Origin of the sequence: Microbacterium sp. (genome assembly GCF_032084865.1) — a bacterium.
GTDB lineage: Bacteria > Actinomycetota > Actinomycetes > Actinomycetales > Microbacteriaceae > Microbacterium.
In genome coordinates, this window is the sequence record NZ_DAMDLU010000051.1 from 1 (window position 1) to 18,410 (window position 18,410).

16 protein-coding genes and 1 riboswitch are annotated in these 18,410 nt (G+C 68.9%); of the genes, 11 read left to right on the plus strand and 5 right to left on the minus strand.

The window, feature by feature from the left end:
• The 3 genes from RT309_RS07120 to RT309_RS07130 form a co-directional block, all read right to left on the minus strand.
• The coding region (locus RT309_RS07120; RefSeq protein ID WP_313356176.1) for an FAD-dependent oxidoreductase at positions 1-357 on the minus strand (357 nt) is incomplete at its 3' end.
• Positions 354-1,652, minus strand: a complete 1,299-nt coding sequence (nadA, locus tag RT309_RS07125) for a quinolinate synthase NadA (protein WP_313356177.1) — start codon at positions 1,650-1,652, stop codon at positions 354-356. The genes nadA and RT309_RS07120, both read right to left, overlap by 4 nt.
• A 107-nt stretch (positions 1,653-1,759) precedes the next feature.
• Positions 1,760-2,425 (minus strand): NrtR DNA-binding winged helix domain-containing protein, encoded by a 666-nt coding sequence (locus tag RT309_RS07130; RefSeq protein WP_290723739.1) that lies wholly within the window; start codon positions 2,423-2,425, stop codon positions 1,760-1,762.
• Positions 2,426-2,475: 50 nt separating this feature from the next.
• Positions 2,476-2,569, plus strand: a riboswitch (glycine riboswitch).
• Positions 2,570-2,733: 164 nt separating this feature from the next.
• On the opposite strand from RT309_RS07130, the gene RT309_RS07135 reads away from it, so the two are divergent.
• The 8 genes from RT309_RS07135 (at position 2,734) to RT309_RS07170 (ending at position 13,179) form a co-directional block, all read left to right on the plus strand.
• Positions 2,734-3,939 (plus strand): glycine cleavage system aminomethyltransferase GcvT, encoded by a 1,206-nt coding sequence (locus RT309_RS07135; RefSeq protein WP_290723737.1) that lies wholly within the window; start codon positions 2,734-2,736, stop codon positions 3,937-3,939.
• The gene (gcvH, locus tag RT309_RS07140) at positions 3,936-4,313 is read left to right on the plus strand and encodes a glycine cleavage system protein GcvH (protein ID WP_191711904.1); all 378 of its coding nucleotides are present in this window, start codon (positions 3,936-3,938) and stop codon (positions 4,311-4,313) included. Before RT309_RS07135 ends, gcvH begins: the two co-directional genes overlap by 4 nt.
• Before the next feature lie 56 nt (positions 4,314-4,369).
• The gene (gene gcvP / locus RT309_RS07145; RefSeq protein WP_396654427.1) at positions 4,370-7,204 is read left to right on the plus strand and encodes an aminomethyl-transferring glycine dehydrogenase; all 2,835 of its coding nucleotides are present in this window, start codon (positions 4,370-4,372) and stop codon (positions 7,202-7,204) included.
• Between the two features lie 168 nt (positions 7,205-7,372).
• Positions 7,373-9,010, plus strand: a complete 1,638-nt coding sequence (locus RT309_RS07150; protein ID WP_290723727.1) for an ABC transporter substrate-binding protein — start codon at positions 7,373-7,375, stop codon at positions 9,008-9,010.
• Positions 9,011-9,106: 96 nt separating this feature from the next.
• Positions 9,107-10,039 (plus strand): ABC transporter permease, encoded by a 933-nt coding sequence (locus tag RT309_RS07155; protein ID WP_290723725.1) that lies wholly within the window; start codon positions 9,107-9,109, stop codon positions 10,037-10,039.
• Positions 10,026-10,967 (plus strand): ABC transporter permease, encoded by a 942-nt coding sequence (locus RT309_RS07160; RefSeq protein WP_290723722.1) that lies wholly within the window; start codon positions 10,026-10,028, stop codon positions 10,965-10,967. Before RT309_RS07155 ends, RT309_RS07160 begins: the two co-directional genes overlap by 14 nt.
• Positions 10,964-12,613, plus strand: coding sequence for an ABC transporter ATP-binding protein (locus RT309_RS07165; protein WP_290723719.1), 1,650 nt, complete (start codon positions 10,964-10,966; stop codon positions 12,611-12,613). Before RT309_RS07160 ends, RT309_RS07165 begins: the two co-directional genes overlap by 4 nt.
• Complete coding sequence (locus RT309_RS07170) at positions 12,610-13,179, plus strand: PH domain-containing protein (RefSeq protein ID WP_290723716.1); 570 nt, start codon at positions 12,610-12,612, stop codon at positions 13,177-13,179. Before RT309_RS07165 ends, RT309_RS07170 begins: the two co-directional genes overlap by 4 nt.
• Positions 13,180-13,188: 9 nt before the next feature.
• Here RT309_RS07170 and RT309_RS07175 read toward each other — a convergent pair whose 3' ends face one another.
• Positions 13,189-13,953, minus strand: a complete 765-nt coding sequence (locus RT309_RS07175) for a CPBP family intramembrane glutamic endopeptidase (RefSeq protein ID WP_290723714.1) — start codon at positions 13,951-13,953, stop codon at positions 13,189-13,191.
• Between the two features lie 188 nt (positions 13,954-14,141).
• On the opposite strand from RT309_RS07175, the gene typA reads away from it, so the two are divergent.
• Positions 14,142-16,052, plus strand: a complete 1,911-nt coding sequence (gene typA / locus RT309_RS07180) for a translational GTPase TypA (protein ID WP_313356178.1) — start codon at positions 14,142-14,144, stop codon at positions 16,050-16,052.
• A 263-nt stretch (positions 16,053-16,315) separates the two neighbouring features.
• Positions 16,316-17,197 (plus strand): phospholipase, encoded by an 882-nt coding sequence (locus RT309_RS07185; protein ID WP_313356179.1) that lies wholly within the window; start codon positions 16,316-16,318, stop codon positions 17,195-17,197.
• Between the two features lie 17 nt (positions 17,198-17,214).
• Here the strand turns inward: RT309_RS07185 and RT309_RS07190 are convergent, their stop codons facing one another.
• Positions 17,215-17,760 carry an XRE family transcriptional regulator gene (locus tag RT309_RS07190; protein WP_313356180.1) on the minus strand — a complete coding sequence of 182 codons (546 nt, stop codon included), beginning with the start codon at positions 17,758-17,760 and terminating at the stop codon, positions 17,215-17,217.
• A 65-nt stretch (positions 17,761-17,825) separates the two neighbouring features.
• Between RT309_RS07190 and RT309_RS07195 the strand changes: the two genes are divergently transcribed.
• On the plus strand, positions 17,826-18,410 hold a 585-nt coding region (locus RT309_RS07195), incomplete at its 3' end, for an AzlC family ABC transporter permease (RefSeq protein WP_313356181.1).

The window sequence follows — 18,410 nt, forward strand, 5'->3', positions numbered from 1 at the left end:
CGCGATACGCGGCCGGCTGTCCGCGGCCTCCAGTCCGCGGACGACCCCGCCGTCGTCCGCACGATCGAAGGCGACGCCGACGTCGATCAGCCCCGCGATCGCCGCCTGCGCCCCGTCGACCAGCGCGGCGATGGCGAGGGCGTCGCCGTGACCCTCGCCGGCCTGCAGCGTGTCGATAGCGTGCAGCGCGGCGGAGTCGCCCGCCCCGTACGACCCGGCGATACCGCCCTGTGCGTGCGGAGTGCAGCCGTCGCCGAGCGTGCCTTTGACGAGCACCGTCACCCGGTGACCGAGCGCATCGGCCCGCAGTGCGGTCGTGAGCCCCGCGATGCCGCCGCCGACGACGATCACGTTCATCGCGGTCGCGCCGCCAGCATGCGCTCGAGCGCGACCTTGGCGGGTCGCGCGACGTCGTCGGCGACGCGGACGCGGTTCTGCACACGGCCGGCGACGAGCTCTTCCAGCACCCAGGCGAGGTAGCCGGGGTGGATGCGGTACATGGTCGAGCAGGGGCAGACGACCGGGTCGAGACAGAAGATCTCGTGCTGCGGATGCTGCGCCGCGAGGCGCCGGACGAGGTTGATCTCGGTGCCGATCGCGAAGGTGGTGGGCTCTGTCGCGGCGGCGATCGCCCTGCGGATGTAGTCGGTCGAGCCCGCCTCATCCGCGGCGTCGACGACTTCGACCGGGCATTCGGGATGCACGATGACCCGCACGCCGGGGTGCTCGGCGCGCGCCTGATCGATCTGGTCGACGGTGAACCGGCGGTGCACCGAGCAGAAGCCGTGCCAGAGGATCACCCGGCCGTCGCGCAGCTCGTCGGCGCTGGATCCGCCCAGCGGCCGGCGGGGATTCCACATCGGCATCCGCTCCAGCGACACCCCCATCGCTTTCGCGGTATTGCGCCCGAGGTGCTGATCGGGGAAGAAGAGCACGCGACGGCCGCGAGCGAACGCCCACTCCAGCACCGTCGCGGCGTTCGACGACGTGCACACGATTCCGCCGTGCCGGCCGACGAATCCCTTGATGGCCGCCGAGGAGTTCATGTACGTCACCGGGATCACGGGCAGCAGGCCCCCGGCATCCGGCTCATCGAGCGGCCCGAGCACGTCGGCGAGCTGCTCCCAGCAGTCCTCGACCTGGTCGATGTCGGCCATGTCGGCCATCGAGCATCCGGCGGCGAGGTTGGGCAGGATCACCGACTGGTCGGGGCCGGAGAGCAGGTCGGCGGTCTCGGCCATGAAGTGCACGCCGCAGAAGACGATCGCCTCGGCATCCGGATGCTCGAGAGCCGCGTTCGCGAGCTGGAACGAGTCGCCCACGTAGTCGGCGTGCCGCACGACCTCCTCGCGCTGGTAGAAGTGGCCGAGCACGACGACACGATCGCCGAGGGCCTGCTTCGCCGCGCGGATGCGCGCGTCGAGCTCGTCCTCCCCGGCCTCCCGGTAGGCGGCGGGCAGCTCGCCCTGGCGCGGGGCTCCGACCGGGATGACGTCGCCCATCGACGATCCCGGGCCGTACCCGGGTCGGGAGTCGAAGTCCCAGGGCCCTGCGGCGAGGTCGGTGCTGCACGTCGGATCGAGCGAGGCGCCGGCGACGATCGCCTGCAGAGCGTGGTCGACGGACGGGTCGATGGTGCGGAGGGGAGACATGCGGGATCGCCTTCTGGTCGCTGTGACATTTACTGTCCGCGAATCAGGTTAGGTCGATCCGACCTGAAGTGCAATCAGACGTCGGCGCGTCGCCCGCACCGCGGTGTTCAGGCGTGCGCAACGTAGCGGTACAGGCGTGCGGGGCGGTGCTTGCCCGTGCGGAACGACTCGGTCGGCACGAGCTCGTCCGATCCTTCGAGCAGACGGCGGAAGTTCGACGGATCGAGACGCTGCCCGAGCACCGCCTCGTAGACTTCGCGCAGCTCGGTGAGGGTGAACTCGTCGGGCAACAGTCCCGCGGCGATGCGACTGTAGGCGACCTTGTTGCGCAGCCGCCACAGCGCGTACTCGGCGATGCGGTTGTGGTCGAAGGCGAGTGGGGGCAGCTCGTCGACATCGAACCATTCGACGTTCTCGGGCGCGCCCGCCTGCGCACGCTGCGCGTCGACGAGGTCGGAGCGCAGCAGCGCCCAGTACACGATCGAGATGGTGCGCGAGGGCGAGCGGTCCACGTCGCCGAAGGTGTACAGCTGCTCGAGGTAGCTCGGCTGCAGGGCGGTGGTCTCGGCGAGGGTGCGGGATGCCGCGGCATCCAGGTCCTCCGCCGGATCCAGCCACCCGCCGGGCAGCGCCCACCAGCCGAGTTGCGGCTCGCGCGTGCGGCGCACGAGCGGGAGCATGAGCTGCTCGCCCTCATCGGCGCTGCGCAGCGAGAAGATCACCGTCGACACGGCGACGCCGATCGCGTCCCTGTCGCCGGTCGTGCCACTCACATCGACGAGCCTAGACGGTATGCTGGGAGGCCTAATCGAACACAGGCCGCATGACCCGTGCGGGAGAGCCCGATGAACGCGATCGGGCACCGAAGGAGCAAGCCTCCCCGCCAATCTCTCAGGTACCCCTACCGCCCCGGTCCGGCCGCTCTGAAAAGAGATGCTCACGCATCCGCCGACGGTGAAAGCCCTCGCCCATCAGCTCCTCGAGCCGGTGGCGATGGCGAAGCTCTCAGGCCCGATGACAGAGGGGGAGTTCCGAGGATGCCGACGACGTCGTCCTACCCGATCCTGACCGGGAGAACTCCATGACCGAACCCATCGCGCCGCGCGAGAGCGTGCCGTCGACCAGCAGAGACACCCCGCTGCGCGAACGCCATGAGGCGCTCGGCGCGTCTTTCACCGACTTCGGCGGCTGGCAGATGCCCGTCCGCTACACGTCGGACCTCGCCGAGCATCACGCCGTCCGTGAGGCCGCCGGGGTCTTCGACATCTCGCACATGGCCGAGTTCCTCGTCGACGGTCCTGCTGCCGCCGACTACCTCGACTACTGCCTGGCGGGCCGCCTCTCGGCCATGGCCGTCGGCAAGGCGAAGTACTCGCTGCTGCTGGCCGAGGACGGCGGCATCATCGATGACGTCATCGTCTACCGGATGGGCGATCAGCGCTTCCTCATCATCTCGAACGCCGGCAACAGGGATGCCGTGCGCGAGGCGCTGGAGGCGCGGATCCGTCCTGTCGAGTTCGCCGCGACCGCGGATGCGATCGGCGAGGACGGCTCGTTCGGATTCGTCGCCGGAGGGCACGCCGTCACGGTCGAGGACGTCTCCGACGACTTCGCGCTGATCGCCGTGCAGGGGCCGGCTTCCGAGCGGATCCTCACCGAGGTCGCCGGCATCGACGAGCTCAGCGTTCCGTGGGCGGAGCAGAAGTACTACTCGTGGGCGAGCGCGACCTTCGCCGGCAAGCCGCTTCTGCTGGCCCGCACCGGGTACACCGGTGAGGATGGCTTCGAGCTGCTCGTCTCGGCCGCAGACGCCGCAGATCTCTGGGATGCCGTGCTCGAGGCGGGCGAATCGCATGGTCTCGTGCCCGCCGGTCTCGCCGCACGCGACACGCTGCGCCTGGAGGCGGGCATGCCGCTCTACGGCCACGAGCTCTCCCGCCAGACCAGACCAGCGCAGGCGGGTCTCGGCCGCGTCGTCGTGGCCGACAAGGAGCGCTTCGTCGGCAAGGACGCGGTCGAGCCGGCCGCTGATGCGCGCGTGCTCATCGGTCTGACCGCCGAGGGGCGTCGCGCAGGACGTGCGGGGTATCCCGTCGTGCTCGACGACGGCACCGTCGTCGGCGAGGTCACCAGCGGGGCCCTCAGCCCCACGCTCGGCCACCCGATCGCGATGGCCTACATCGATCCCATCCACGCCGAAGACGCAGCCGACCTGTTCCTCGACGTCCGGGGGACGAAGATCCCCGCCACCCGCACCGCCCTGCCTTTCTACCGGAGGAAGAAATGACCGATCTCACCACCCTCAAGTACAGCGAAGAGCACGAGTGGGTCGCCCTCGACGGCGCCACGGCGACGATCGGGATCACCGACTTCGCCGCTGACGCGCTCGGCGACATCGTGTTCGTCGAGCTGCCCGAGGTCGGCGCTGAGCTGACCCGCGGCGATGTGTTCGGCGAGGCGGAGTCGACCAAGTCGGTCTCCGAGCTGTACGCACCCGTCACCGGCACGGTCGTCGAGATCAACGACGCGGTCGTCGACGACCCCGCGCTGCTGAACTCCGCACCCTTCGGCGACGCGTGGCTGATCAAGGTCGAGGTCGCCGACGGCGCGCTCGACGGGCTGCTCGACCGCGACGCCTACGTGGCGCACACGGAGGCGTGAGAGTGGTCTCGTTCGCTGATCGCCATATCGGCGTCACCTTCGAGGCGAGCGCGCACATGCTCCGCACCCTCGGCATCGATCCCTCCGCTCCGCTCGACCCGAGCGCCGACGAGCCGATCGAGACGCTCATGCGCCAGGCGGTGCCGGCATCCATCTTCACCGGCCCTTCCGAGGAATCGAGCATCCCGGCCGCGGCCAGCGAGGCGGAGGCGCTCGACGAGCTGCGCGCACTCGCCGGCCGCAACACGGTGAACCGCCCGATGATCGGCCTGGGCTATTACGGCACGCTCACCCCGTCGGTGATCCAGCGCAACGTGCTCGAGAACCCGTCCTGGTACACGGCCTACACGCCCTACCAGCCGGAGATCTCGCAGGGCCGCCTCGAGGCGCTGATCAACTTCCAGACGATGGTCGCCGACCTCACCGGCCTGTCGACCGCGAACGCGTCGATGCTCGACGAGTCGACCGCCGTCGCCGAGGGCATGCTGCTGGCACGACGCGCGTCGAAGTCGAAGTCGAACGTCTTCGTCGTCGACGCCGACGCGCTTCCGCAGACCAAGGCGCTGCTGCGCACCCGGGCGGATGCCGTGGGCATCGAGCTCGTCGAGCGCGACCTCGCCGGAGGCGAGCAGCTTCCCGACGAGCTGTTCGGCGTGCTCGTGCAGTACCCGGGCGCTTCGGGCCGTGTGTGGGACCCGAGCGCCGTGATCGACGCCGCGCACCTGGCGAAGGGCATCGTCGTGGCGGCGGCCGACCTGCTCGCCCTCACGCTGCTGCGCTCACCGGGCTCGCTCGGCGCTGACGTCGGCGTGGGCACGACCCAGCGCTTCGGCGTGCCGATGGGCTTCGGCGGACCGCACGCCGGCTACATGGCGGTGCGCGCCGGCCTCGAACGCCAGCTCCCCGGCCGCCTCGTCGGCGTCTCGGTCGACGCGTCCGGCTACCCGGCCTACCGCCTCTCTCTGCAGACGCGCGAGCAGCACATCCGCCGCGAGAAGGCCACGTCGAACATCTGCACCGCGCAGGTGCTGCTGGCCGTGATGGCCTCGATGTACGCGGTCTACCACGGTCCCGACGGCCTGCGTGCGATCGCGGCCGAGGTCGCCGGCAAGGCGACCGTGCTGCGCGACTGGCTCGTCGAAGCCGGCGCCGAGATCGTGCACGACGCGTTCTTCGACACGATCACCGTGCGGGCCCCCGGTGCTGCCGAAGCTGTCGTCACGAAGGCGCACGCCCAGGGCATCCTGCTCCGCCTGGTGGATGCCGACACCGTCGGCATCTCGGTCGACGAGACCACCACGTTCACCGACCTGCACCGTGTGGCGGTGCTGTTCGGCGGCAGGCAGGAGCGCGTCTTCGGGTTCATGCTCGGCGACGACGCGCTGCCCGAGGGGCTGCAGCGCGACGACGAGTACCTCACGCACCCCGTCTTCCACGCGCACCGGTCCGAGACGGCCATGATGCGCTACCTCAAGCAGCTCGCCGACCGCGACTACGCGCTCGATCGGGGCATGATCCCGTTGGGCTCGTGCACGATGAAGCTCAACGCGGCGACCGAGATGGCGGCCATCACGTGGCCGGAGTTCGCCCAGCTGCACCCCTTCGCCCCGGCGGAGGACGTCGAGGGCTCGCTCGCGATGATCGACCAGCTCGAGGCGTGGCTCGCCGAGGTCACCGGATACGACGCCGTCTCGCTGCAGCCGAACGCCGGCTCGCAGGGCGAGCTGGCAGGGCTCCTGGCGATCCGCGGCTACCACCTCGCGAACGGCGACGCGCACCGCGATGTCTGCCTCATCCCGAGCTCGGCCCACGGCACGAACGCGGCGTCGGCGGTGCTCGCCGGCATGAAGGTCGTCGTCGTGGCCACCGACGAGTTCGGCAACGTCGACCTCGACGACCTGCGCGCTAAGGTCGCCCAGCACTCCGACGCGCTGTCGGCGCTGATGATCACCTATCCGTCGACGCACGGCGTGTACGAGCAGCAGGTGGTCGACATCACCTCCGCCGTGCACGACGCGGGCGGCCAGGTGTACGTCGACGGTGCGAACCTCAACGCGCTGCTCGGCTACGCGCGATTCGGCGACCTCGGCGGCGACGTGTCGCACCTCAACCTGCACAAGACCTTCGCCATCCCGCACGGTGGCGGCGGGCCCGGCATCGGCCCGGTGGCGGCCAAGGCGCACCTCGCGCCCTACCTGCCCGGCCACCCGCAGGCGCAGAAGAGCGAGCACGCCGGCGGCTACGTGTTCGACGGCGGCCCGGTCTCGGGTGCGCCGTACGGGTCGGCCGGTGTCCTGCCGATTTCGTGGGCGTACGTGCGGATGATGGGCGCCGAGGGCCTGCGCAGCGCCACCGCAGCGGCGGTGCTGTCGGCGAACTACATCGCCCACCGTCTGCGCGACCACTACCCGGTGCTGTACACCGGCAAGAACGACCGGGTCGCGCACGAGTGCATCCTCGACCTTCGCCCGCTGCGGGAGGCGACCGGAATCACGGTCGACGACGTCGCGAAGCGCCTGATCGACTACGGATTCCACGCGCCGACGATGTCGTTCCCCGTCGCTGGGACGCTGATGGTCGAGCCGACCGAGTCCGAGGACATCGCCGAGGTCGATCGCTTCATCGAGGCGATGATCCAGATCAAGACGGAGGCGGATGCCGTGGCCGCCGGCGCCTGGCCCGCCGACGACAACCCGCTCGTGAACGCGCCGCACACCGCGGCATCCCTCATCGCGGGGGAGTGGCAGCACGCCTACCCGCGCGAAGTGGCCGCGTACCCGGTGCGCGCGCTGATCGCCGCGAAGTACTGGCCGCCGGTGCGGCGCATCGATCAGGCCTACGGCGACCGCAACCTCGTGTGCGCCTGCCCGCCCATCGAGGCGTTCGCCTGAGAGCCGGCTCGCGAGATCACCCCCGTCGCAATCGCGGCGGGGGTGATTCGGTTAAGGGTGCATAACAGTTATGGGGGCGTGCTGGCGCCATCCCCGGCGGGACCTAGGATCGAACGTGAGCGCGTTCGGTGTCGAGCGCGTGCTTGTCCCGGTCCACAGGAGGACACTGTGAAGCACAACAAGATCACCCTCGCGGGCATTGCGCTGCTCGCGGCGAGTGCCCTGGCACTCTCCGGCTGCGCAAGCAGCGGCGATAAGCCCGACGCAGACAAGGGCTCCTCGAGCGCCGATGCGTCCGCGATCATCAAGGTCAACGGCTCTGAACCTCAGAACCCGCTGATCCCGACCAACACCAACGAGACCGGTGGTGGCAAGATCCTCGACGCGATCTTCGCCGGACTCATCGGCTACGAGGCCGACGGCAAGGTGTTCAACGACGTCGCCGAAGACATCTCCGTCGACGACCCGCAGAACCTCACCGTCAAGCTGCGCAAGGGCCTGAAGTTCACCGACGGTGAAGAGGTCACCGCCGACAACTTCATCAAGGCGTGGAACTACGGCGCGCTCGCATCGAACGAGCAGCTCTCCAGCTACTTCTTCGAGGACATCGAGGGCTTCAGCTACGACGAGGACTCCGAGCTGACCGGTCTGAAGCAGGTCGACGACCACACCTTCACGATCAAGCTCAACAAGCCGGCCGCCGACTTCGCGCAGCGCCTCGGCTACTCGGCGTACTTCCCGCTCCCCGACGTCGCGTTCGAGGACATGGAGGCCTTCGGCGAGAACCCGATCGGCAACGGCCCCTACAAGCTCGACGGTGAGGGCTCCTGGAAGCACGACGTGGGCATCAACCTCGTCAAGAACCCCGACTACGATGGCCCGAACAAGGCGATGAACGGCGGTCTCGAGATCGTCTTCTACGCCACGCAGGACGCCGCGTACAACGACCTGCTCGCCGACGAGCTCGACGTCCTCGACGCCATCCCGGACTCGGCCTTCGGCAACTACGAGTCCGACCTGGGCGACCGCGCGGTCAACCAGCCGGCGGCCATCTTCCAGTCCTTCACCATCCCCGAGCGCCTCGCGCACTTCGGCGGCGAAGAGGGCAAGCTGCGTCGTCAGGCTCTGTCGATGTCGATCAACCGCAAGGAGATCACCGATGTGATCTTCCAGGGCACCCGCACCCCGGCCAGCGACTTCACCTCGCCGGTCATCGACGGGTGGAGCGACGAGCTCAAGGGCGCTGAGGTTCTCGACTTCAACGAGAAGAAGGCCAAGGAGCTGTGGGCCGAGGCCGACAAGATCAGCCCGTGGAGCGGCACCTTCCAGATCGCGTACAACGCCGACGGCGGCCACCAGGCCTGGGTCGACGCGACCGTGAACTCGATCAAGAACACGCTCGGCATCGACGCATCGGGCGCACCTTACCCGACCTTCAAGGAGCTGCGCACCAAGGTCACCGACCGCACGATCGAGACCGCCTTCCGCACCGGATGGCAGGCCGACTACCCGGGTCTGTACAACTTCCTCGGACCGCTGTACGCGACCAACGCGGGCTCCAACGACGGTGACTACTCGAACCCCGAGTTCGACAAGCTGCTGTCGGAGGGCGTCTCGGAGACCGACCCGAAGGCGGCGAACAAGCTGTACCAGCAGGCTCAGGAGGTCCTCCTCCAGGATCTTCCCGCCATGCCCCTGTGGTACTCGAACGTCGTCGGCGGCTACGGCGAGAACGTCGACAATGTGAAGTTCGGCTGGAACTCCGTTCCGCTCTTCTCGCAGATCGAGAAGAAGAAGGCGGAGTAACCCTTCGCAACGAGGCGGTGGTGCTCGCACCACCGCCTCGTTATCTTTGCCCTCGAGGCGTGTGATCCGCGCCCCGTACCCGAAGGGAGGTCGAGGGTGGCCTTTTACATCCTCAGACGAATCCTGCAGGCGATCCCCGTGTTCTTCGGAGCCACCCTGCTGATCTACTTCATGGTCTTCGCCATGCCCGGCGACCCGATCGCCGGACTGTTCGGCGACAAGCAGCCGAACCCGGCGGTGCTCGAGCGGCTTCGCGCCGAGTACCACCTCGATGAGCCGTTCCTCGTGCAGTACGGCTACTACATCGCCGGCATCTTCCGGCTCGACTTCGGCACGAGCTTCTCGGGCCAGTCCGTCTCCGACATCCTGGCGCGCACGTTCCCGATCACGCTGCGCCTCGCGGTCATGGCGGTCGCCATCGCGTTCGTGCTCGCGATCATCATCGGCCTGTTCTCCGCCCTCGACAAGGGCGGCGCGTTCGACAACTCGATGCTCGTGCTGGCGCTGATCTTCATCGCCGTGCCGATCTTCGTGCTGTCGTTCCTCGCGCAGTACTTCCTCGCCGTGCAGCTCGGCTGGTTCCGACCCACGGTGGGTGCGCGCAACGACTGGGGTGATCTCTGGCTGCCGGCCATCGTGCTGGGCTTCAGCGTCTACGCCACCAGCATGCGGCTGACCCGTGCGTCCACGATCGAGACCCTCGGTCAGGACTGGGTGCGCACGGCGTACAGCAAGGGACTGTCGCGCAGCCGCGTCATCCCCGTGCACGTGCTGCGTAACTCCCTCATCCCGATGGTCACCGACCTCGGGACCGTGTTCGGCGTCCTCATGGTGGGTGCGACGGTGACCGAGGGCATCTTCAACGTGCCCGGCGTCGGCAACACCCTCTACCAGGCGATCATCCGCGGTGAGAACCCGACCGTCGTGTCGTTCGTGACGGTGTTCGTCGTCGTGTACGTGCTCATCAACCTCGTCGTGGATCTCATCTACGGCCTGCTCGACCCGAGGATCCGCTATGTCTCGACCTGACCTCGACCGCGGCCACTACGTCGCGCCCGCGGACACCATGTCGGTGCCCGTCGACGTCGTGCGCATCGATGCCAAGCCCAGCAACCTGTGGCTCGACGCGTGGCGCGACCTGCGCCGTCGTCCGCTGTTCTGGATCTCGGCCGCCTTCGTTCTGCTGGTGATCGTCGTCGCACTCGCGCCGAGCCTGTTCACCAACGTGCCTCCGGCCGACGGCTGCGTGCTTACCAAGAGCAACAAGGGGCCCGAGTCCGGGCATCCGCTCGGCTTCACCCGCCAGGGCTGCGATGTGTACTCGCGCGTGATCTGGGGCACCCGCACCTCGCTCATCGTCGGAGCGCTGGCGACCGTGATCAGCACCGTCGTGGGCATCGTCATGGGAGCGCTGGCCGGCTTCTATGGCGGCTGGCTCGATTCGGTGCTCTCGCGCGTGGGCGACATCTTCTTCACGATCCCGTACATCATCGCCGCGATCGTGGTGATGTCGGTGCTGCCGCAGCGCAACGAGATCGTGCTGGCCTTCGCGATCGGCGGCTTCGCCTGGGCGTCGACGGCGCGCATCATGCGCGCCGAGGTGCTGCGGGTGAAACAGGCGGACTTCGTGATGGGCGCCGAGTCGATCGGCATGTCGAAGTTCAAGACGCTGCTCGTGCACGTGCTTCCCAATGCGATGGCTCCCGTCATCGTCGTCGCCACGCTGGCGCTCGCGGGCGCCATCGTCGCCGAGGCGACGCTGTCGTTCCTCGGCGTCGGGCTGAGCGGCACCATGTCATGGGGTCTGGACATCAGCCAGGCTCAGACCAACATCCGCACCGCGCCGATGGCGCTGTTCTGGCCGTCGCTGGCCCTGACCATCACCGTGCTGGCGTTCGTCACGCTCGGCGAGCTCCTGCGCGACGCCGTCGACCCGAAGGCGAGGGCTCAGCGATGACCGAACCTCTGCTCAGAGTGCGCGACCTGCGCGTCGCGTTCCGCAGCGGAAAGAAGATCCGCGAAGTGCTGCACGGCGTGAGCTTCGACATGATGGCCGGCGAGACGCTGGCGATCGTGGGGGAGTCCGGATCGGGCAAGTCCACGACCGCTGCGGCCATCATCGGCCTGCTCCCCGGCACCGGGCACGTCACCGGCGGCAGCATCACCCTCGACGGGCGCGAGCTCACGACCGCGAAGCGGGCCGAGCTCGAGCACATCCGGGGCCGTGAGATCGGCTACGTCCCTCAGGACCCGATGTCAAACCTCAACCCCGTGTGGTCGATCGGCTTCCAGGTCAAGGAGGCCGTGCGCGCGAACGGCCTCGCCCAGGGCCGCCAGGAGGTGCATGACCGTGCGGTCGAGGTGCTGCAGCAGGCGGGTCTCGCCGACGCGGCGCGACGCATGCACCAGTTCCCGCATCAGTTCTCGGGGGGCATGCGACAGCGTGCGCTGATCGGCATCGGCCTCGCCGCCGATCCTCAGCTGCTGATCGCCGACGAGCCCACCAGCGCGCTCGACGTGACGGTGCAGCGGGTGATCCTCGATCACCTGGCGAGCCTGACCAGCGAGCGCGGCACCTCGGTGCTGCTGATCACGCACGACCTGGGTCTGGCCGGTGACCGGGCAGACCGGATCATCGTGATGAACCAGGGCGAGATCGTCGAGGCCGGCCCCAGCGCCGAGATCCTCTCGCGGCCCCAGCACCCGTACACGCAGCGCCTGGTCGCTGCGGCGCCCAGCCTCGCCTCGAAGCGGATCGGCGCCGTGTCGACCCGCGAGGCGGAGCCGGTGAGCACAGCGCCCGCCGTGGTGGAGGTTCGCGACCTCGCCAAGCAGTACTCAATCCGCAGCGGTGGTCTGCGCAGCGAGAAGTTCCTCGCCGTGGACGGCGTGTCCTTCTCCATCCCGCGGGGCAAGACGCTGGCGCTGGTGGGCGAGTCGGGATCGGGCAAGTCGACGGTCGCCAAGATGTTGCTGCAGCTCGAGAAGCCCACCGACGGTGAGATCCTCATCGACGGCGAGGCGACGAGCACCATGTCGCGTGCCGAGGTCTTCAAGCTGCGCCGGCGTATGCAGCCGGTCTTCCAGGATCCCTACGGATCGCTCGACCCGCTGCGCAGCATCGGCAACCTCATCAGCGAGCCGCTGCGGGTGCACGGCATCGGCACGCACGACGAGCAGCACAAGCGCTCCCTCGAACTGCTCGACCAGGTCTCGCTGCCGCGTGAGCTGGCCGAGCGGTACCCGAACGAGCTGTCCGGCGGTCAGCGCCAGCGCGTGGCGATCGCCCGTGCACTGGCCCTCAAGCCCGACATCGTCGTGCTCGACGAGGCGGTCTCGGCGCTCGACGTGCTCGTGCAGGACCAGATCCTGCACCTGCTGTCGGACCTGCAGAACGACCTCGGGCTGACCTACCTGTTCATCACGCACGACCTCGCCGTCGTGCGCGTGGCCGCCGACCTCGTCTGCGTCATGGAGAAGGGCAGGATCGTCGAGCAGGGCACGGTGGACTCGATCTTCTCCAGCCCGCAGGAGGAGTACACACGTCGCCTGCTCGATGCCATCCCCGGCGCGTCGCTGCCGCTGGGCGGCGTCGGTCTGTGACATCCGAGCCCGCGACACCAGCCGGCGCCACCTCGCTCCGCAACCGGGGCGGGGTGGCGCTGCTGGTGATCTGCTCGATCCTCTCGGCGGTGCTGCTGATCGACGCCGCGCTGCGCGCGGATGCGATCACGGCGGTGCTGCTGGCTCCGTGGCCCTTGCTCGTCCTGTGGGCCGTGTACGTGCTCGGCGTGGCATCCCGGGTGCGCGCGACGGCGGAGGGCGTGGTGGTGCAGAACCTGCTGCGCACCACCTTCGCGCCCTGGGCGCGGGTGCAGCAGATCCGGATGCGCTGGCAGATCGAGATCACTCTCGACGACGGTCGGCTGCTGACCTGCTTCGGCGGGCCGGCTGCGCGCCGCCCGCAGCGGCTCGGTCCGGGCCGCACCAAAGAGGATGCGAACGGGCGCGCCGATGATGCCGTCGCGGCGCTGCGCAAGGCGAAGGCGAACGCCGCGCCCGTCGCACCGGTGCCGCCCGTGCGGCGCGGATGGGACATCCCCGCGATCGTCGCCCTGCTCGTGATCGTCGCCTGGGCCGTGGTGGCCGTTCTGGTCACCAGCGGCTGAGCTGATCGCTCAGCCAGGCAGGCCGAACAGGGCGGGCCACGTCGCGGCAGCCCACGGGTAGCCGACGAAGACGAGCGCGTCGATCGCGAAGTGCGCGACGAGGAACGGCAGCAGGCGCCCGGTGCGGGCGAACAGCCAGCCGAACAGCAGCCCCATCGCGAGGTTGCCGATGAAGGCCCCGGGGCCCTGGTACAGGTGGTAGGTCGCGCGCAGCACGCTGGTCGCGACGATGATCGGCCAGACGCCCCAGCCGAGCTGCCGAAGCCTGGCGAACAGGTACCCGAGCACCACGAACTCCTCCTGAAGGGATGCCCGGGCCGCCGACAGCACCAGGATCGGCACCGTCCACCAGTGGGCGTCGAGTCCGGCGGGGTCGACGGCCACGAACCAGCCGAGTGCACGGCCGATGAGGTAGAGACCCAGCCCGGGGATGCCGATCGCGGCCACCAGGCCGAATCCCCAGCCGATGTCGCGCGCGGTTCTCGTGCCGTCGAGCCCGAGCATCCCGAGATGCGGCCGGCGCGACCGCCAGAGCAGGAAGCAGACCAGCAGCACCGGCACGATCCCGAAGCCGATAGAGAGCAGCTGATAGATGAGGTCGAACACCTCGCGGTCGCTGCGCGACGGGTTGAGGGTCGCGGTCTGATCGGCCAGGGGAGTGGAGTCGGTGAGGCGGTAGGCGAGCTGCACGATGGCGTACACCGCCGACTGGCCGAGACCGAGAGCGAGGACGATGCCGATCTCCCACCACAGCCGCGTCCTGGTCGCCGTCACCCTCCCGATCGTAGATGGCACCGTTCGAATCGCTCAATTGGCGGCATCCGGGCCCTGATCGGCGCCATTTCAGCGATTCGAACGCGTCAGGCACTGTCCAGAGAGCGTGCGCTATTCTGGAACGTCGCTCTCGTTCATTCGGCACGCGCGGCATCCCATCCCACACCCATCCGCATTGGACTTCTTGAATGGCGCACGCCCTCCGCTCCGACCTCCGAAACGTCGCGATCGTCGCACACGTCGACCACGGCAAGACCACGCTCGTCGAGGCCATGCTGCGCCAGACCGGCTCGTTCGGCGAGCACGCGCACCTCGAAGAGCGCTCCATGGACTCCGGTGATCTGGAACGCGAAAAGGGCATCACGATCCTCGCGAAGAACACCGCGATCACGTACAAGGGCATCCACGCCGAGACGCCTGTCACGATCAACGTCATCGACACCCCGGGCCACGCCGACTTCGGCGGCGAGGTCGAGCGCGGCCTGTCGATGGTCGACGGCGTCGTGCTGCTGGTGGACGCGTCCGAGGGCCCGCTGCCGCAGACCCGCTTCGTGCTGCGCAAGGCGCTCGAGGCGAAGCTCCCCGTCATCCTCCTGGTCAACAAGACCGACCGGCCCGACGCGCGCATCGCCGAGGTCGAGGCCGAGGCGCAGGACCTGCTGCTGGGCCTGGCATCCGATCTCGTCGACGACGTGCCCGATCTCGATGTCGATGCCCTTCTCGACGTGCCCGTCGTCTATGCGTCCGGCCGCGCCGGGGCCGCCTCGCGCAATCGACCCGCCAACGGCGAGCTGCCCGACAACGACGACCTCGAGCCGCTGTTCGGGGCGATCCTCAAGCACATCCCGGCGCCGTCGTACGACGACGAGGCGCCCCTGCAGGCGTGGGTCACCAACCTGGACTCCAGCCCGTTCCTCGGCCGCCTTGCACTGCTGCGCGTGTTCAACGGCACGCTGAAGAAGGGCCAGACCGTCGCCTGGGTGCGCGCCGACGGCACCACGAGCAGCGCCCGCATCACCGAGCTGCTGATGACGCGCGCGCTCGAGCGCTACCCGGCCGAGTCCGCGGGCCCCGGCGACATCGTCGCCATCGCCGGCTTCGCCGACATCACGATCGGCGAGACGATCGCCGACCCGAACGACGTGCGTCCGCTTCCGCAGATCCACGTCGACGACCCGGCCATCTCGATGACCATCGGCACGAACACCTCGCCGCTGGTGGGGAAGGTCAAGGGCCACAAGCTCACCGCGCGCATGGTCAAGGACCGCCTCGACCGCGAGCTGATCGGAAACGTGTCGCTGAAGGTCGTCGACATCGGGCGACCGGATGCCTGGGAGGTGCAGGGACGCGGTGAGCTGGCGCTGGCCATCCTCGTCGAGAACATGCGTCGCGAGGGCTTCGAGCTCACCGTCGGCAAGCCGCAGGTGGTCACCAGGCAGATCGACGGCAAGATCCACGAGCCGTTCGAGCACCTCACCATCGACGCCCCCGAGGAGTACCTCGGCGCGATCACGCAGCTGCTCGCGAATCGCAAGGGCCGCATGGAGGGCATGACCAACCACGGCACGGGCTGGGTGCGCATGGAGTTCGTCGTGCCTGCGCGCGGGCTGATCGGCTTCCGCACCGAGTTCATGACCACCACGCGCGGCACCGGCATCGCCAACAGCATCTCGCACGGCTACGAGCCGTGGGCGGGGCAAATCACCACGCGCCAGAACGGCTCGATCGTCGCCGACCGCTCCGGCGTCGTGACGCCGTTCGCCATGATCGCGCTGCAGGAGCGCATGTCGTTCTTCGTCAAGCCCACGCAAGAGGTCTACGAGGGCATGGTGATCGGTGAGAACTCCCGCAACGACGACATGGACGTGAACATCACCAAGGAGAAGAAGCTCACCAACATGCGCTCGGCCACAGCCGACACGTTCGAGTCGATGACTCCGCCGCGCGAGCTCTCGCTCGAGGAGAGCCTCGAGTTCGCTCGCGACGACGAGTGCGTCGAGGTGACGCCCGAGGTGGTGCGCATCCGCAAGGTGATCCTCGACCAGACGACTCGCGGTCGCGAGGCGTCGCGTCTGAAGCGTCAGGATGCCAACGCCTGACCTGCTCGACTGAACGAAGACCCCGGCCCGGTGCCGGGGTCTTCGTCGTTCTGCGGACACGAAGGTAACCAACGCATAACATACTTTCCCGAGCGCGACGGCGCGTCATTCCCGGGAAGCGCGCACGTTCTGTCCAGATGCGGGCAGGGTTTCGTCCAGGTGCGGGGCTCAGGCTTGTATCTCGTGCCCGGGAAACGTCGCTCCCATGAGTGCGCCCCGTGAGGGTCCGGGCCGTCGACAACCCGAAGGTCGAACCTCACCCCATGATCGATATCCAGAACACGCGTGCGTCTCAGCGGGTCGCACACATCGCATCCGCTCACACGCGCATGCGCCGTCCGCTCATCGCCGTCGCGGTCGGTGCCGTGCTGACGGCCACCGCTGCCGCCGGCGCGATCTTCGCTCCCGCGGCGCTCGGCGCCGTTCCCTCCGAGCAGGCTCTCGAGCAGGCCGCCGACGCCGCAGACGACGGCAAGATCGCCCTGGTGAACGCCGAGTCGCTCAACCACGTGGTCGCCCAGGTCGACTTCGCACTGCCGACCGAGCACACCGAGGTCGGCCTCGGCGACCTGATCGCGGACGTGAAGAGTCTCGCCAGGGCCGATCAGCTGTCGTCCGAGGAGGTCGCCGATCTCACCGCCGACGTCGTGCGCGGCACCACCATCGTGCAGTCGGAGACCGCCGAGCTGCAGAACGCGCTGACCGCGGGGAAGGAAGCCGAGGCCGTCCGCGTGGCCGAGGAGGCCGCCCGCGCGAAGGCTGAAGCTGAGCGCATCGCCGCCGAGGAGGCGGCACGGCGAGCAGCCGAGGAGCAGGCGCGTCTGGCCGCGGCCAACACCCCCGAGGGCGCGAAGGCGACCGCGCGTGCCATGGCGGCCGAGCGCTACGGCTGGGGCGAGGGCGAGTTCTCGTGCCTCGCGAAGCTGTGGACCAAGGAGTCCGGCTGGAACTACCAGGCCTACAACTCCAACGGCGGGGCCACGGGCATCCCGCAGTCGCTGCCCGGCAGCAAGATGGCGTCGGCCGGTGCAGACTGGCGCACGAACGCGGCGACGCAGATCGCCTGGGGCCTCGGCTACATCGACAGCGTGTACGGCTCGCCGTGCTCGGCCTGGGGTCACTCGCAGGCGATGAACTGGTACTGAGCCGCTGACGCGGCGGGTCAGCGCAGCTCCGACACCAGCACCGCGCTGGTGCCGGGACTGCGCGCCTCGAAGATGTGCGGCGCGTCGCCCGCGTACGACAGGTAGTCGCCGGGGTGCAGCAGCTCGGGCGCGTCGTCCGGCCCGACCAGCGCCTCGCCGTTGATCAGCACGACGTGCTCGGTCGTGCCGGCGTGGTGCGGCAGTGAGCGCCTCGGCTCGCCCGGCTCGGCCTGGATGAGGTAGATGTCGCGCCGAGTGCCGGGGGCGGCTGCCGACAGTAGCGTGGCGAGATAGGGGGATGCCGCCGAGGGCACCCCGGCGTGATCTCCGACACGGATGAGCCGCGCCGCCGGCGCACGGTCGTCGACGAGAGTCGCGAACGGCACGCCGAGTGCGTCGCCGATGGCCCACAGCGTCTCGACGCTGGGGTTTCCCGAACCGCTCTCGAGCTGCGAGACGGTCGCCTTGGAGACGCTCGCGCGGCGGGCCAGCTCCGAGACCGACAGGCCGGCGCCCTCCCGCTCGCGGCGCAGGGAGAGAGCGAGTCGTTCACGCAGATCCATGCGTTCAGTATTGCAAACGATCGTTCGATTTGACTGAACAGGATGACGTGTTCAGAATGATGTTCATGCGTTCAGCAGAGCGAACACGCGAGCAGGATCACGCCCTCCGGGAAGTGTGGCGCGAGGGCCTCGGCGTCGCGGTCGCGACCAGCGCGTACGGAATCTCGTTCGGCGCCCTGTCGGTGGCATCCGGTCTCGACGTCTGGCAGACCTGCGTGCTGAGCCTGCTGATGTTCACCGGCGGGTCGCAGTTCGCCTTCATCGGCGTGTTCGGCGCGGGCGGCATCGCTGCTCTGCCCTCGGCGGTCGCCTCCGCCGCGCTGCTCGGTGTGCGCAACGTCGCCTACGGCATGCGCATGTCGTCGATCATCGGCGACGGCTTCTGGCGCCGGGCGGCCGCCGCGCACGTCACCATCGACGAGTCGACGGCCGTCGCGATCTCTCAGGAGACGCCCCAGCTGCGTCGGCTGGGATTCTGGCTCACCGGCCTCGGAGTGCTCGTCGGCTGGAACCTCACCACACTCGCGGGCGCCCTGCTCGGGGACGTGCTCGGCGACCCGAAGGCCTGGGGGCTCGACGCGGCGGCCGCCGCCGCATTCCTCGCGCTGCTGTGGCCCCGGCTCCGGGAGCGTCAGGCGATCGCCGTCGGC